15 protein-coding genes are annotated in these 15,955 nt (G+C 62.7%); 3 read left to right on the top strand and 12 right to left on the bottom strand.

All coding sequences use genetic code 11. From position 1 onward, the window contains the following. Positions 1–18 precede the first annotated feature (18 nt). The 4 genes from yfkAB to moaA all read right to left on the bottom strand — a co-directional run bounded on the left by yfkAB (position 19) and on the right by moaA (position 5,101). Positions 19–1,173 (bottom strand): radical SAM/CxCxxxxC motif protein YfkAB, encoded by a 1,155-nt coding sequence (gene yfkAB, locus PQG80_RS17785; protein WP_271752783.1) that lies wholly within the window; start codon positions 1,171–1,173, stop codon positions 19–21. Between the two features lie 111 nt (positions 1,174–1,284). Continuing rightward, the gene (locus PQG80_RS17780) at positions 1,285–2,310 is read right to left on the bottom strand and encodes an HD-GYP domain-containing protein (RefSeq protein WP_334219830.1); all 1,026 of its coding nucleotides are present in this window, start codon (positions 2,308–2,310) and stop codon (positions 1,285–1,287) included. Between the two features lie 331 nt (positions 2,311–2,641). After that, positions 2,642–4,084, bottom strand: coding sequence for a bifunctional metallophosphatase/5'-nucleotidase (locus PQG80_RS17775; RefSeq protein WP_271752781.1), 1,443 nt, complete (start codon positions 4,082–4,084; stop codon positions 2,642–2,644). Between the two features lie 12 nt (positions 4,085–4,096). Continuing rightward, positions 4,097–5,101, bottom strand: a complete 1,005-nt coding sequence (moaA, locus tag PQG80_RS17770) for a GTP 3',8-cyclase MoaA (RefSeq protein ID WP_271752780.1) — start codon at positions 5,099–5,101, stop codon at positions 4,097–4,099. A 143-nt stretch (positions 5,102–5,244) separates the two neighbouring features. Here moaA and PQG80_RS17765 point away from each other — a divergent pair, with 143 nt between their 5' ends. The 3 genes from PQG80_RS17765 (at position 5,245) to PQG80_RS17755 (ending at position 8,203) form a co-directional block, all read left to right on the top strand. Then, positions 5,245–5,994 (top strand): molybdenum cofactor biosynthesis protein, encoded by a 750-nt coding sequence (locus PQG80_RS17765; RefSeq protein ID WP_271752779.1) that lies wholly within the window; start codon positions 5,245–5,247, stop codon positions 5,992–5,994. Beyond that, a complete protein-coding gene (locus PQG80_RS17760; RefSeq protein WP_271752778.1) occupies positions 5,991–7,043 on the top strand; it encodes a ThiF family adenylyltransferase in 1,053 nt (350 codons plus the stop codon). The genes PQG80_RS17765 and PQG80_RS17760 overlap by 4 nt, the downstream gene beginning before the upstream one ends. Positions 7,044–7,156: 113 nt before the next feature. After that, positions 7,157–8,203 carry an HD-GYP domain-containing protein gene (locus PQG80_RS17755; RefSeq protein ID WP_271752777.1) on the top strand — a complete coding sequence of 349 codons (1,047 nt, stop codon included), beginning with the start codon at positions 7,157–7,159 and terminating at the stop codon, positions 8,201–8,203. A 73-nt stretch (positions 8,204–8,276) separates the two neighbouring features. On the opposite strand, the gene PQG80_RS17750 is transcribed toward PQG80_RS17755, so the two are convergent. The 8 genes from PQG80_RS17750 to PQG80_RS17715 form a co-directional block, all read right to left on the bottom strand. Continuing rightward, a complete protein-coding gene (locus PQG80_RS17750; protein WP_271752776.1) occupies positions 8,277–9,269 on the bottom strand; it encodes a C40 family peptidase in 993 nt (330 codons plus the stop codon). Between the two features lie 117 nt (positions 9,270–9,386). Continuing rightward, entirely contained in the window at positions 9,387–9,755 is a 369-nt protein-coding gene (locus PQG80_RS17745) for a hypothetical protein (RefSeq protein WP_271752775.1), read from the bottom strand. Positions 9,756–9,946: 191 nt separating this feature from the next. Further along, on the bottom strand, positions 9,947–11,344 hold the full coding sequence (sufB, locus tag PQG80_RS17740) for a Fe-S cluster assembly protein SufB (RefSeq protein WP_271752774.1): 1,398 nt from the start codon (positions 11,342–11,344) through the stop codon (positions 9,947–9,949). Between the two features lie 51 nt (positions 11,345–11,395). Then, complete coding sequence (gene sufU, locus PQG80_RS17735; protein ID WP_271752773.1) at positions 11,396–11,851, bottom strand: Fe-S cluster assembly sulfur transfer protein SufU; 456 nt, start codon at positions 11,849–11,851, stop codon at positions 11,396–11,398. Next, positions 11,848–13,065: a cysteine desulfurase gene (locus PQG80_RS17730; protein ID WP_271752772.1), complete on the bottom strand. Its 1,218-nt coding sequence runs from the start codon at positions 13,063–13,065 to the stop codon at positions 11,848–11,850. Before PQG80_RS17730 ends, sufU begins: the two co-directional genes overlap by 4 nt. 1 nt (position 13,066) lies before the next feature. Beyond that, entirely contained in the window at positions 13,067–14,371 is a 1,305-nt protein-coding gene (sufD, locus tag PQG80_RS17725) for a Fe-S cluster assembly protein SufD (protein ID WP_271752771.1), read from the bottom strand. 24 nt (positions 14,372–14,395) lie between these two features. Beyond that, complete coding sequence (gene sufC / locus PQG80_RS17720) at positions 14,396–15,175, bottom strand: Fe-S cluster assembly ATPase SufC (RefSeq protein ID WP_271752770.1); 780 nt, start codon at positions 15,173–15,175, stop codon at positions 14,396–14,398. A gap of 173 nt (positions 15,176–15,348) precedes the next feature. Beyond that, positions 15,349–15,945, bottom strand: a complete 597-nt coding sequence (locus PQG80_RS17715) for a DUF1802 family protein (protein ID WP_271752768.1) — start codon at positions 15,943–15,945, stop codon at positions 15,349–15,351. Positions 15,946–15,955 lie beyond the last annotated feature (10 nt).

Genomic DNA, 15,955 nt, shown 5'->3' with positions numbered 1-15,955 from the left:
GCAGCCCGCCTCTTGCGATCAGACGATCGCGCTGCGTCGGGTGAAGTCGACGTCCTTGTAGTACATATCGGTCACCAATAGATTCGGACCGCAGCAGCCCGCGGCAGGACAATGACAATTGAGGCCGCGCTGCATCGGATGGGCCTGCCAGCGGGCGAACACGTCGTCCAGGCGCTCCGTCTTGACGTTGCCGAACGGCGGGACGGCCGCGAAGTCGGTCACATAAACATCGCCGCTGAACAGATTGACGTTCACGCGGTTGCGGCCGTCGGGGTCGTTGCGCACGGTGACGCCGGGCTCCGATGCGAGCCGGCGCAGCAGCCGGCGCTCGAGCGGGTCGTCGCCGCACGCGTAGAAGGGCAGCGTGCCGAACAGCATCCACATATCGCGGCGCCGGACGTCGAGCAGCTCCTCGACGGCTTCGAGCATCTGGCGCTTCGTGATGACGGGCAGGTTGGAAGCGAAGGAGCTCGGATACATCGGGTGAACCTCGTGCCGGCTGCAGCCCATCTCGCCGACGAGCCGGTGGATTTCCTTCATTTTGCCGTGCGTCCGGTAGTTGATCATGGATTCGGCGGAGACGAACAGGCCGCCCTCCGAGAGCCGCCGCGCGTTGTCCATCATGCGCTCGTACATGCGGCCGGCTGCCCCCGCTCCCACCTCGCGCCCCGTACGCGCGAAGCCGATGCGGTGGAAGTCCTCCGCTTCCGTATAGTTGAATGAAATATGCATGACGTCCAGATGGGGCGCGATCAGCTCGTACCGGCCGTAGTCCAGCGTTACGTTGGAATTGAGCTGCGTGCGGATGCCGCGCGAGCGCGCGTACTTGAGCAGCGGGATCAGCACGTTGTTCACGGTAGCCAGGCTGAACGTCGGTTCTCCGCCGGTAAGGCTGATCGTCTCCAGGTGCTCGACCTCGTCGAGCCGACGGAGCATCATGTCGATGGGCAGCGCCTCGGCTTCGGTCATCGTCAGGCTGTCGCCGACCGCGCAGTGCTCGCATCTCATATTGCATAAATGGGTAACTGTAAATTCGACGCTCGTGAGCGCGTGCTTGCCGTACGCCTGCAGCGAACGGATCGGATCCCACGGATCGTACGCAGGCGACAGCGGGGTGAGATCGGCCGGCGGCGCGAAGGGGGCGCCCGTCCCGGCTTGGGCGGAGCCAATCATCGGTCATACTCCCTGTCTTGTCGGAATGTAATGCTATTGTACCGGGTAAGCGGCGGCTAAAGCAAACGAAAGCCCCCGGATCCATGCCGCTCCGAGGGCTCTCGCTTGCCGTTATGCTTGGGTTAAGGCCGGACCGTTCGTCACGACGCGGGAGATCATGACGGACAGGTGCTTGGACAGGTCCATGTCGTACGGGCTCTTCAGCTCTTCGCCGCCCTCGTTGGTCAGCACCCGCACGATCGGGCGATGGAGCGTCATCGTATTCACGTCCACGATGACGCCGCTCTGGCCGCTCGACAGCTCCACGGTCATGCCGACAGGGTAGATCGCGACCTTGTCGCGGAACTGACGCAGCATCTCCGTGTCGTACAGCGTATCGCTGCCCGCGTACAGCAGCTCTACGGCCTGGTGGGGCAGCATCGCGTTGCGGTATATCCGGTGGCTCGTCATCGCGTCGTAAGAGTCGACGATGCCGATCCACTTGGCGTAATCGTGGATCTCGCTGCCGCCGATGCCGCGGGGATACCCCGAGCCGTCCAGCCGTTCGTGGTGCTGGTATGCGCAATGAGCGACGATCAGGGGCAGGTTGGGCTCGTCCTTAAGCAGCACGAAGCCGCGCTCGGTGTGCCGCTTCATCTCCTCGAACTCCTGCTTGGACAGCGCCCCCGGCTTCAATAGAACGTCCAGCGGGATCCGCGACTTGCCGACGTCGTGAAGCAGCGAACCGAGACCCAGCGTCATCAGCTCGTCGCGGCTGTACCCGCGCGCGATGCCGAGCAGCGAAGTATAGACGCAGACGTTCAGCGAGTGAAGGTACAGATAATGGTCGACGCTCTGCAGATTCAGGAGCATGATCATCGCGTCCTTGTGGGCGTACAGGTCGTCCAGGATCGTCGCCATCGCCTCCCGCACGGCTTTGCCGACGTAGGGGTAGACGCCGCGACGGGAATTATCGGACATCTCCCGGAATACGTTCTTGACCGTCATGAGCGCGCGCCGCTGCGTCTCCTCGCTGATGAGCTCCGGAATCTCGATGCCTTCCGTCCGAGGATCCTCTATATAGACGTAATGAATGCCCATACTGCTCAGCCGATTCAGCAGACCCTGGGTTAACTCGACTCCTTCAGCTAGCAGCACGATGCCATCTTCGGAGAAAATCCTTTTACCCAGCCTCATTCCCGGGAGGCAAGCTGTCACTGGCATCAAGCGCATAGTCCCTTAATTCCCTCCTTGCTGCTGCGTAATACGCCGACAGCGTCTCTGGCTATATCATCGGAATCTTCTTATGATAATGTAAGAGATTTAGAGGGCATTGACAAGATATTCCTTCCTAAAATCGACAGTATTCGCCAATCCCCGTCCTAACAAACAAAATAAGTCCGCTAATTCGTCATGCGCGACGATCGAAGCGGACTTATTTTGACTTCGCTCATGCTGTTATCCCAGGCTTTGGTCCTACGGAGGAGTCCTATAGAGCCTTGGCGGCGGCGCTCGCCGTCCATCGCGGACGGAGGCAATCCGCTACCGCCGCTTCGTCGCCGAGCGACTCGGCCAGCAGATCGCGGATGAACTCCGGCAGGAAATATCGCGCCACCCGGCCTTGCTTCAGTCCGACGTACCCGATGCCGAAGGTGAACATGTCGAGCGTGCCGACCTTGTAAATCCGGGATTCGTCCAGCGGCTCTCCGTTCACGAGGACGGCGCGGATGCGGGCGCGGGGCGCAGCCGCGGGATCGTAGACCACCTCGGCCCCGTCCGTGCACAGCCGGCCCAGCACCTTGCCCCTGAAGCCGAAGCCCTGGAACTGCAGGCCGATGAACTCCGGCAGCAGGCTCTCCTCGAACGCTTCGACGAGCCGGGCGCCCGAGAGCTCGATGAGACACGGATTGATCGGCGACGGACATACGGCGTGAATCCGCTCGCGCGTCACCGGTCCCGCCGCCAATCCGTCCAGCAGCTGCCCGGCGTTGGTCAGCCCGATCTCGGCGCCGGTCGCGCGGCGCAGCGCGCCGGCGAGCAGCGTGCCGAGCGGGCTCTCGGCGTCCGCGTCGCCGCCCAGCGGCATGGACAGCTCTGCGACTGGCGAGGCCATCGCCAGCTTGGCTTCCTGCAGCGCGGCCGCGACGATGCCGGCCGTCTCCGGGTCGGCCGGCCGCCCCTCCGTCGGCACGGCGCGGCCGGAGATGACGAGCCCGCGGCCGTCCGCGCGCCGCTCGATCTCTACTACGCCGACGTGGCGAGCGAACTTGCCGGCCGCGCAGACGGTCGTGCCGGAGACGACGAGCGGCACCTCGAGCAGATGATGCGTATGCGCGCCGAGGATGAGGTCGATGCCCGGCACGGCGCTCGCCAGCCGCTCGTCCTGGCGAAGGCCGAGGTGCGAGAGCGCGACGACGACGTCGCAGCCGGCCCGCAGCTCGGCGACGCATGAGGCGGCTTCTTCGAACGGATCGGACACTTCCCAGCCCAGTTGTTCGTAGAACTCGCTGAACTGCACCGTGAGTCCGAATATCCCTACTGTAAGTCCCGCTTTTCGCACGATCAGCGACCGCTTCATCCACTCAGGCGGACGGCCGCCCGCAGCGAGCTTCAGATTCGCGCAGACGACCGAGAACCGCGATCCGGCATACAGCCGGTCCAGCTCGTCCGGCGAGTAAGTCAGGCCTTCGTTGTTGCCCAGCGTCGCCGCCTCGTAGCCGAGGCGCGTCAGCAGCTGCCGGTTCACGGCGCCGCCCGTGCCCTCGGTCTCGATGCGCACGCGGTCCAGATGGTCCCCGCAATCGACGAGCAGCAGCCGGTCTTCCGGCACGGAACGCCGGACTTCGTTTATATAATCGGCCGCGCGGGCGGCTTCTTCGAAGTGACTGTGAATATCGTTGGTATGAAGCAAGATCAGCTTGCCGCTATGCACAGATAACGCCTCCTACCCCCCGATTTGAGACATCCTGCGCCCGGTCGGCACATGCGACTGGGCGTCCCCCGCGAGCAGGGCCGCCATCTCGTGGTTCTCGGGCTTGATGCGCATCGCCCTCATGAACACCTCGGCCATGGCCGCCGGAGATCCCAGCGCGGGCCGCACGCTCAGCTCGTCCACCCAGTACAGGCACGGCTTGAGATCGCCCTCCGCCGTAAGGCGCAGCCTGTTGCAATTGGCGCAGAAATGATTGCTGACCGGATGGATCAATCCGAAGGAGCCGACGCCGCCGGCGATCCTGAAGTTCTCGGAAGGCCCGTTGCCGGCCGGTCCCTCGGGCAGCGGCTCATAGGAGAGGCCCAGCCGCTCCGCCTCTTCCATAACCCGCGTGAGCGGCAGGTAATGATCACGCCAGCCCGCGTCGTCATGGCCGATCGGCATGTATTCGATGAAACGGACGTGCAGCGGCTTGTCCGCGGAGAGGCGCAGAAACCGTCCGATCTCGTCTTCGTTCACGCCCTTGAGCAGCACGCAGTTGAGCTTGATCGGCCCGAGCCCCGCTTCGGCGGCGGCCTCGATGCCCTCCAGCACCTTGTCCAGCCGGCCCCTGCGGGCGATAAACCGGAATCTGGCGGCGTCCAGCGTATCCAGGCTGATATTCACCCGGTCCAGTCCCGCGCGCTTCAGCTCGGCCGCCTGGGACCCGAGCAAGAGCCCGTTGGTCGTCATCGAGATCTCCTCGATGCCCGGTATGGACTTGAGCTGCGCGATGAGATCCGCGATCCCCGGCCGGACGAGGGGCTCTCCCCCCGTGATCCTCAGCTTCGATATCCCGAATGCCGCGGCGGTCCGCACCACCTCGGCGATCTGTTCGTACGTAAGAAGGCTGTCCCTGTCCATGAATTGCATGCCTTCCTCGGGCATGCAGTACAGACAGCGCAGATTGCAGCGGTCCGTGACGGAGATGCGCAGATACGTATGCTTGCGATTGTAGCGGTCCGTTAATTCCGTCAATGCACGGCCCTCCTTCCGGAAGCTCTTCATCTTATAGTTGTGATACTAGCTGACATGGCTATAGCATAACATTTTCAAAGGCATTATGGTATGCTTGGACAAGGCAACCCCCTTGTGAATCGTATGGAAGGCAGGGCATGTTCATGACCGTATATCAGTGGAAAATATATCTGTTCGCGGGCCTTGCGGAGCGTCTCGGAACGCGCGCGCTCGAGGCCGAATACGCGGAGGAGCGCCTCTCGGCGGCCGAGCTCAAGCGGCGGCTGGCTGCGGCCTATCCGGCCCAGGCGGACCTGATCGAGGTGTCATTCGTCGCGCGCAACCAAGCGTTCGCGTCGGACGAGACCGAGCTGTACCGCGAGGACGAGCTCGCGCTGCTGCCCCCGGTATCCGGCGGTTCGGGCGCGGGCGAGGACGCGGCGGAGGAAGGCCCCATCGCCCGCTACGCGGTGACGGAGCTGCCGCTCGCCGCGCAGGACGTCCTCTCGCTCGTGCATCACCCCGACCACGGAGCGGCGCTGCTGTTCGCCGGCACGACGCGCGAGCTGACGGCCGGCCAGCGCACGGTCACGCTCGAGTACGAGGCGTACGAGCCGATGGCGCTGTCCGCGCTCCGCCGGATCGGCGAGGAGATCGACGCCCGCTGGCCCGGCACGCTCTGCGCGATCCATCACCGGATCGGGCCGGTCGGCGTCGGCGAGACCAGCGTGCTGATCGCCGTCTCTTCCCCGCATCGGGCGGCCGGCTACGACGCGAGCCGCTATGCGATCGAGCGCCTGAAGCAGACGGTGCCGATCTGGAAGCGCGAGGTCTACGAAGACGGCTCGGAGTGGAAGGGCCATCAGACCGGGCCGTGGGACCCGCTGGCGCCTCCGGCGGGCGAGCTGCCATGACCGGGCCCGGAGACGCCGGCATGGACCGCTATGCGCGTCAGGTCCGCTTCGCCGCGTTCGGCGCCGAAGGCCAGTCGCGCTTGTCGGCCGCGACCGCGGCGATCGTCGGCGTAGGCGCGCTCGGCTGCGTCTCGGCCAACCATCTCGCCCGCGCGGGTATCGGACGGCTCATCCTGATCGACCGCGACGTCGTCGAGACGACGAATCTGCACCGTCAGTTGCTCTACGACGAGACGGACGCCGCATCCGGCATCCCCAAAGCCGTCGCCGCGGCACGCAGGCTGGCCTCGATTAACGGCGGCGTCGCGTACAAGCCGCACGCGGTCGACCTGAACGCAGGCAATATCGAGACCCTGCTGCAGGGCGCGGACGTCGTGCTGGACGGCACGGACAGCTTCGGCGTCCGTTATCTGCTGAACGAGTGGAGCGCGAAGCACGGCAAGCCCTGGATCTACGGTGCCGCCGTCGGATCTTCGGGCATGACGATGACGATCCGCCCCGGCACGGGCGGCCCCTGCCTGCGCTGCCTATTCCCCGAGCCGCCCGGCGCGGGCGCCCTGGACACCTGCGAGACGGCCGGCGTGCTCGGCCCGATCGTCGATCTCGTCGCGTCCGTGCAGTCGATGGAAGCGATCAAACTGCTCGGCGGCCGGGAGGACGCGCTGCACGGCGCGCTGCTGCAGACCGATCTGTGGCACACCGGCTGGCAGCAGCTTCAGATCGGCGGCGCCCGCAGGCCGGATTGTCCCGTATGCGCGGCCCGCCGGTTCGAACTGCTGGAGGGCGAAGGCGCAGAGCCGCTGACCGCGTCGCTCTGCGGGCGCCGGACGGTTCAGGTCTCCCCGGCCTCGGATACGGAGATCGATCTCGGGCGGCTGGCCGCGCGGTGGACGCAGCTCGGCATCGTGGAGCTCCACGATTACCTGCTCAGGCTGCGCCGCCCGGACGGCCTCGTATTCGCGCTCTTCCCAGACGGGCGCGCGCTCGTTTCCGGCACGGACGATCCGCTGACCGCCAGACGGCTATACGCCGAGCTGCTTGGCGAGTAACCGGCCCTTTTCGACAAAAATCCATTGCGCACCCTCCCATTACTTGGTAACATGTGGGTTGTAAGCGGTTATCCGACGTTGATGCCGCACAAGACCATTCGACGGGGTGCGCGATGCGAATCCATATTACCGATCTGCAAGCGGGCGACCAGATCTCCCAAGACATCTTCAATTCCTACGGATTGCACGTCCTGTCCTGCGGCGCCATCGTGAACGAGCACGACCTTTCCCGCCTCTATCAGCACCGGATCGACTACGTGGATATCGAGCAGCGCGTCCCGCCGTCTTTCGAAGCCTCGGAGACCGCGGCCGACCTGCTCCCGCCCGAGCTGCAGTACAAGTTCGAAGATGCCGTCGCGGGCTGCGAGCTGCTGTTCAAGCAGGCGCTCGCGGACGGCAAGATCCGCGAGGAAGACGCGAAGGAGAGCTTCCAGCCGCTGGTGAAGCACTTCCAGGAGGAACGGGACGTCGTCTCGCTCATGCTGAGCATGCATACCCAGGACCAGTATACGTATCAGCACTCGGTCCAGGTCGGCATGCTGTGCTTCTACATGGCCAAGTGGCTCGATTGGAGCGAAGACGATCAGATTCGCATGGGCATGGCTGGATTCCTGCACGATATCGGCAAGAGCCGGCTGCCCGAAGACATCATTAAAAAAAGCGGCAAGCTGACCGACGAGGAATTCGAAGAAATCAAGAAGCATCCGCTCCACAGCTATCAGATCCTGACCGATTCGTACGCCGACGCCGACATCGCCGTCGCCGCCCTGCAGCATCACGAACGCCGTGACGGTACAGGCTATCCCGAGCGGCTGCGGGACGAATCGATTCAGCCGATGTCGAGAGTGGTCGCGATCGCGGACATCTACAGCGCGATGAGCTCCGACCGCGTCTATCAGCAGAAGCGCGATCTGCTCCACGTGCTTAAGGAGCTGTACCGTCTGAGCTTCTACGAGCTGGACGCGGAGATGACGCTTACGTTCATCAACCGGATGATCCCGAACTTCATCGGCAAGCGCGCGAAGCTGTCCGACGGCCGCTGGGGCACGATCATCATGACGCATCCGACGGATCCGTTCCGGCCGCTCGTCCATGTGGACGGCGCATTCATCGACCTCTCCGTCGAACGCGACCTGGAGATCGAACAAATCTCGGTATAAAAAGACATATAGACGGCAAGCCCCGGTCCACTTCGGCCGGGGCTTTGCTATCGGTCACTAAGCCGCAGGGTGTCTAGAGCAGCCTTTTGGCATACAGGAAGGTCTCCTGCCAGTAGTCCTTGTTGATATCGGTGATCTGCACGCCGTCCTCCGGCTCCGGGCTCGAGTGCAGCATATTGCCGCCGCCCATGTAGATGCCCACATGGCCGACCGTCTTGTCCGTCTTGAATCTTCCGGGCACGTAGAAAAACATCAGGTCGCCCGCCTGCAGGTTGTCCCTGCTCACGGCCGTACCGTAATTCGCCTGCTCTCTGGCTGTCCGCGGCAGATTGATGCCTTTGTCCGCGAAGAGAAACTGAACGAAGGACGAACAATCGAACAGCCCCGTCTTCGCGTAATCGCCGGTCCCGAAGTCGTATTTAACGCCCAGATATTTCCGACCCCGCTCAATGATATCCGACGCATCGCCCGCCGTCGAAGCAATCCGCAGCTGGCCGCCGCCGGACCCGGTCCGAGAAGCCTTCGGCGCCCCGTCGCCGAAGGCCATGCCCGCTCCGCCGTGTCCCGCCTCGTGTCCGAATGCGCGCGGCAGCAGGGAGATCGTGCGCCCGTTCGTCCGCATCGCCAGTTCATTGCCGAAAAGCTCGGTCAGACCGGCCGCGGGCACGTACAGCCGGTCGCTCTCTTTGACGGCAGGCGCGGGCATTTTCCGTTCGCTGCCGTCCTTCAGCACCCGGCTCTCCCCCGTCCGGAACCTCCACCTGGGGTCGTTGTCCCCGATGCCGTAGCTGCCGTCGCCGAGCCATCTGCCCGTATACCCGGCGGCACGAGCCACATCGGCGAGCGAGACGTAACCTGTCCGGTGAATGCTGTGTAGCTGGATGACGCTGGTCTCCGCGGCCTGGTCCGCCTGCGTCTGATCATGGGTCTTGACCCGGACGGGCGCGTATCTCTGGCTCAGATTGGCCGTGTCGCCCGGATTGTCCGTACACCCGGCGACGGCGAGCAGCGCGGCCGCAGCGACGCCCGTGCAAGCGGCCTTGACGAACAAACGATAATGTAACATAACCATCCCTCCGAAGGTTCCATGTGGAATTCCTGTCGTTAGGATGGTTAATGGATAACCGATTTATGCCGTTGTCAGCGGTCGAACTTCGTGGCACGCGGCAATGACTCAGCAGAATTAAAGGCTCTCGACGGTGTCCAACACGGCCAGCAGACGCGAAGCCGCTTGTCGGCAGTCCTGGAACGCGGCCGTCACCTGACGGTCTAATGCATTCGCTTCCTCGACGGCTTGCGCGGCCGCCTCGGTGAGCGTTATTGTCTGCCTTATGGCTTCCCTGCTGGCCGCAGCCAACTTGATGATCTGATGCTTGTCCTGCGCTGCGGCAAGCATTTCGGCTGCGAGCGCGGCCATGTCCGCGGCGCTCGTCGCGTCGAACTGCAGTTTGATCGCACGCTGCCGGGCTTCGAACGCTTTGTCGTTGGCCGAATCCGACGCTCTGCGGGCCGCATTCATCTGCATCATCAGTTCATTGAGTTGTTCGTACATCGCCGTCGCCCCCAGCCGCTTTTTTTTTTACTTAAAATTGTTAATTCATCAACTATTGAACCCCGCGGACCGGGAATCCAAACAGGATCGCCTATGCGGCTCGCAAAACCAAGGAAAAAACCGGAAGCCTGAGGCTCCCGGTTCGATGAACGATATAGCGGCTCGGGTGTCCGGGCGCAAAGCCCTCGATATTAGCCGATGCTGCCTTCCATCTCGAACTTGATCAAGCGATTCATCTCGACCGCATACTCCATAGGGAGCTCCTTGGTGAACGGCTCGATGAAGCCCATGACGATCATCTGGGTCGCTTCGGCTTCGGAGAGGCCCCGGCTCATCAGGTAGAAGAGCTGGTCCTCGGAAACCTTGGAGACGGTCGCTTCGTGCTCTAGCGTGACGTTGTCGTTGAAGATCTCGTTGTACGGGATCGTGTCGCTCGTCGACAGGTTGTCGAGGATGAGCGTATCGCACTTGATGTTCGCCTTGGCGCCCTCGGCATTGCGGCCGAAGGAAGCGAGACCGCGGTACGTCACCTTGCCGCCGTGCTTGGAGATCGACTTGGAGACGATCGTGGACGTCGTGTCCGGCGCCAGGTGGATCATCTTCGCGCCGGCATCCTGGTGCTGTCCTTTGCCTGCGACGGCGATGGAGAGCACCATGCCCTTCGCGCCGCGGCCCTTCAGGATGACGGCCGGGTACTTCATCGTCAGCTTGGAGCCGATGTTGCCGTCGACCCATTCCATCGTCGCGTTCTCTTCGGCGACGGCGCGCTTGGTGACGAGGTTGTAAATGTTCGGCGCCCAGTTCTGGATCGTCGTATAGCGGACGCGGGCGTCCTTCTTGACGATGATCTCGACGACGGCGCTATGCAGCGAGTTCGTGCTGTACACGGGAGCCGTGCAGCCTTCGACGTAGTGAACGAAGCTGCCTTCGTCGGCGATGATCAGCGTGCGCTCGAATTGGCCCATGTTCTCCGAATTGATACGGAAGTAGGCTTGCAGCGGGATCTCGCACTTCACGCCCTTCGGCACGTAGATGAAGCTGCCGCCGGACCATACCGCGCTGTTTAGCGCCGCGAACTTGTTGTCCGCCGCAGGCACGACGGTAGCGAAGTACTCTTTGAGGATCTCCGGATGCTCGCGCAGCGCCGTGTCGGTGTCGGTGAAAATAACGCCTTGGGCTTCGAGATCGGCTTGCATCGAATGGTAGACGACCTCGGACTCATACTGGGCCGAGACGCCCGCCAGGAACTTCTGCTCAGCCTCGGGGATGCCCAGCTTATCGAACGTCGCCTTGATCTCCTCCGGCACTTCTTCCCACGTCTTGCCTTGTCTTTCGGACGGCTTGACGTAGTACTGGATGTCGTTGAAATCCAGTTCGTCCATGTCGCCGCCCCAAGTCGGCATTGACATCTTGTAGAACTGCTCCAGCGACTTCAGCCGGAAGTTCAGCATCCATTCCGGTTCGCCCTTCATCTCCGAGATCGTGCGTACGATCTCGGGGGTCAGGCCTTTGCCGGATTGAAATACGGCCTTGTGCTCGTCGCGGAAACCGTATTGGTATTCTTCCATATCTGGCATTTGCTTCGCCATGACGATGTCCCTCCTTTATCTTGATCGTGCTGTAAATGGTGCTGCTCAAGCTTATTGTTCGACGTTTTCTTCGACTTTGCCCTGACCGTCGTGCTCGACGCCCTTGCGGAGCGCGTTCCAGGCGAGCGTGGCGCACTTGATGCGGGCCGGGAACTTGCCGACCCCCGACAGCGCGTCGATATCCTCGTACTCGTCGAACTCGACCTGCTCGCCCTTCATCAGGGAGGAGAACTTGCCGGCCAACGCCAGCGCCTCCTCCGTAGACTTACCCTTGACCGCGTCCGTCATCATCGATGCCGAGGACATGCTGATCGAGCAGCCTTCGCCGGTGAAGCGCGCGTTCTGGACGACGCCGTCCTCGATGTGAAGCTGCAGCGAGATGCGGTCGCCGCAGGTCGGGTTGTTCAGGTTGACGGTGACGGATTCGTCGTCCATCGTCCCGCGGTTGCGCGGGTTTTTATAGTGATCCATGATGACGCGACGGTATAAATCGTCCAACTGGCTCATAACTGGAAAAACTCCTTTGTCTTGACCAGCGCGTCCACCAGCCGGTCGACGTCTTCTTCGGTGTTGTACAAGTAAAAGCTCGCCCTCGCTGTCGCGCTCACCTTCAGCCAGCGCATAAGCGGCTGGCAGCAGTGGTGGCCGGCACGTATGGCGATGCCTTCCGTGTCGAGCACTGTCGCGACGTCGTGCGGATGAACGTCGCCCAGATTAAACGTGACCAGCCCCGAGCGGTTGCCGCTCGGCCCGTAGATCGCGATATCCTCGATCTCCGATAGACGGCCGTACGCGTACCTCGACAACTCTCTGCCATGCCGGTCGATCTCGTCCAGCCCGACCGATTCCAGGAAATCGATGGCCGCGCCCAGTCCCACCGCGCCGGCGATGATCGGCGTGCCGCCCTCGAACTTCCACGGGATCTCTTTCCAGCTCGAATCGTACAGCTCGACGAAGTCGATCATTTCGCCGCCGAATTCGATCGGCTCCATCTTCTCGAGCAGCGCTTCTTTGCCGTACAGCGCGCCGATGCCGGTCGGCCCGCACATTTTGTGGCCGGAGAACGCATAGAAATCAACGTCGAGATCCCGCACGTCGACCTTCATATGCGGAGAGCTCTGGGCGCCGTCGACGACCATGATCGCCCCGCGCTTGTGCGCGATCCCGGCGATCTCCTTGACAGGATGGACGGTCCCCATCACGTTGGACACGTACGCGATCGACACGATCTTGGTACGCTCGGTGACCGTCGCCTCTACGTCGGCGAGCGTCAGGGAGCCGTCTTCCTGCAGCGGGATAAACTTCAGCGTAGCGCCGGTGGCCTTGGCCGCCTGCTGCCAGGGAATCAGGTTGCTGTGGTGCTCGGACTGCGTGATGACGATCTCGTCGCCTTCGCGCAGATGCTGGCGGGCGTACCCGCCGGCCACCATATTAAGTCCGGTGGTCGTGCCGCGGTTGAAAATGATCTCGCGCGCAGAAGCGGCGTTCAGGAACCGGGCCACCTTCTCGCGGGCGCCTTCGTAGGCGTCCGTCGCGCGCGAGCCGAGCGTGTGCACGCCGCGGTGGACGTTGGCGTTGTCGAACTCGTAGTACCGCTTCATGGCGTCGAGGACGCTGCGCGGCTTCTGCGAGGTCGCGGCGTTGTCCAGATAGACGAGCGGATGACCGTTGATCTCCTGATCCAGAATCGGGAATTCGCTTCTTAAGGCGCGAGCGTCCATTTTAACCCAACTTCCTCTCTAAGATACGCTGCAGCTGCTCGCGGACGCTCTCGAGCGGAATCTCGGATACGACCGGATCGAGGAAGCCGTAAATGATCAGCCGCTCCGCCTGCGTCTTCGAGATGCCCCGCGACATCAGATAGTGCACCTGCTCCGCATTGACCTGGCCTACGCTGGCGGCGTGGCCGGCTTTGACGTCGTCTTCGTCGATCAGCAGGATCGGGTTCGCGTCGCCGCGCGCCTTGGGGCTCAGCATGAGCACCTTCTCGGTCTGCTGGCCGTTGGCGCGCGTCGCGCCCTTCTCGATCTTGGTCACGCCGTTGATGACGGCGGTGCCCTCTTCCTTCATAACGGCGCGCGTGATCATGTCGCTCTCCGTGGAGAGGCCGAAGTGCACGGCGCCCGTCGTCAGGCTCATGCGCTGCTTGCCGTTGCCGACCGTGATGATCTTGGCGTCGGACGTGGAGCCGTTGCCCTTCAGGATCGACCGGGTGTCGGACAGGATATTGCCGTCCTGCAGCTCGCCGACGATCCACTCGATGCGCGCGTCCTGGTCCAGGATCGCGCGGCGATAAGATATGTCGATCGCGCTCGTCTCCAGGCTGTGCACGGCCGCGTAGCGGACCTGGCTGCCGGCCTTGGCGAACACTTCGACGGCGCCGTTCAGTACGAAGCCTGCGGCGGCCTCTCCGATCGCCGTCGCGGCGTTCTCGACCACCGTCACGCGGCTGTTGGCCTCGGCGATGACGAGCACGTGAGGCACGAAGGTCGCTTGGGCGTCGTCGGCGAACAGCAGCGCCTGGACCGGCTCTTCGATCTCGACGCCGCGCGGTACGTACAGGAAGACGCCGCCGTTCCACAGCGCGGCATGCAGCGCCGCGAGCTTGTGCTCATCCGGCGTATAAGCCGTCATCAGATGCTGGCGAAGCAGCGCCTCGTGGCTGCGCGCGGCCTCCTCGAGGCTCGTCAGCACGACGCCCTTCGCCTTCAAGTCTTCGGACAGGTGCGTGAAGACGACGGAGGAGTTGTGCTGCACGATCAGCGCGCCGCCGGCTTCGGCGGGCAGCAGCTTCGCGAGCGCTTCGGGCAGCTGCGAGGCGGATTCGACCTTGGCGCCCGGCCGGTCCGTGCCGTATACGTCCAGCGGCCAGCGCTGTATCGGCGTCTTTTCGGGCTTGGGCAGTTCGAGCTTGGACGCCAGCTCGCCGGCGTTTTCGCGCCAGGCGACGAGCCAGGCGGGTTCGTTTTTGCTACGGGCGATGCCGGATGCGGCTTCGCGGCCAAAAGAGGCGGTAGGCGTACTCATGGTTGTATGACCTCCCTTATCCTCTTAGGCTTGGCCGACCGTCTCGTCGACGATGCCCAGTTCTTCTTTGATCCATTCGTAACCTTCTGCTTCAAGACGCTCGGCAAGCTCCGGACCGCCGGACCTGACGATGCGGCCCTGCATCATGACGTGCACGTGGTCGGGCTTGATATAGTTCAGCAGTCGCTGATAGTGGGTGATGATCAGGAAGCTGCGTTCTTCGGAACGCATTGCGTTGACGCCCGCGGCGACGATCTTCAGCGCGTCGATGTCGAGGCCGGAGTCGATCTCGTCGAGAATGACGAGCTTCGGCTCGAGCAGCATCATTTGGAGAATCTCGTTGCGCTTCTTTTCCCCGCCGGAGAATCCTTCGTTCAGGTAGCGGTGCATGAACTCGGGGTTCATCTCGAGCTCCTTCATCTTGCCTTCCATTTGGCGGACGAACTTGATCAGGGAGATCTCGTTGCCCTCGCCGCGGCGCGCGTTGATCGCGCTGCGCAGGAAGTCCGCGTTCGTGACGCCCGTAATCTCGCTCGGATATTGCATCGCCAGGAAGAGGCCGGCCAGCGCGCGCTCGTCGACGCCCATCTCCAGCACGTCTTCGCCGTTCAGGAAGACTTGACCTTCCGTTACTTCATATTTGGGATGGCCCATGATCGAGGAAGCGAGCGTGCTCTTGCCTGTGCCGTTCGGGCCCATGATCGCGTGCACTTCGCCGGCCTTGATCGTCAGATCGAAGCCCTTCAAAATTTCCTTGCCTTCGATTTCCGACTTCAAGCCCTTGATTTCGAACAGATTGGACATTTTTTTCCCTCCAGGATATACGGACGCCAAGTGGGGCTGACCCCTTTTGCAAGCAACCTGCGGTCGCCACTTAAGATCCATTTCTTATTTATAACTATTCTAAAGTGATTCTCAGTGATTCTCAACCACCATTTTATGAAAATGTCATGAAAAATGCAAACCGGGTCCGGCCTCTAGTGAGGCTGACCCGCTCCGGCGCCGCGACGGTCAAGCGCATGCTTGACGGCTTGCAATTGTTCTTGAAACGCCTCGTCGCCCAGGACGGGACGCGCGTCAGCGCGGGATACCTCGCTTGCCAGACGAAGCCAGGACTTGCAGCCGCCGTACTGGTCTCCGTTCGGCAGCGCGACCGGACGGTCCAGCAGGTAGACGCGCAGCAGCAGCACGTGAAGCGGCTTCGTTTTTTTCCACTTCAGCCGCTCTTCGGCATACTGCTCAGTCCATAGGTGATAAGGCTCCAGCTTCTGCAGCGTCTCGCTGTCCGTAACCTCGATATCCGCTACGACGTCGGCATACGAAGAGATCGTGATCGTATCCGGGCTTGCATTAAACGCTGCGATCGTCTCCGCGACGCTCGGATCCGCGCCCGGCTTCACCAACTGCTCGCGCTGATGCTCATACGACGGAAACAAGAAAAACGACGGACTCTCCAGCCGGAATTCCCGCGTCTCCTCCGCGATCCCGCCCTTGCGCAGCACCATGATCTGCTTGCCCGCCTCGAGCGCCTTGACTGCCACCGCCCATTCCCGCAGCGCGATCGGTTGTTCCATAGTCGACACG

The organism is Cohnella rhizoplanae, from assembly GCF_948329515.1.
GTDB classification, from domain to species: Bacteria; Bacillota; Bacilli; order Paenibacillales; family Paenibacillaceae; genus Cohnella; species Cohnella rhizoplanae.
This window is presented reverse-complemented; position numbering and strand designations above follow the sequence as displayed.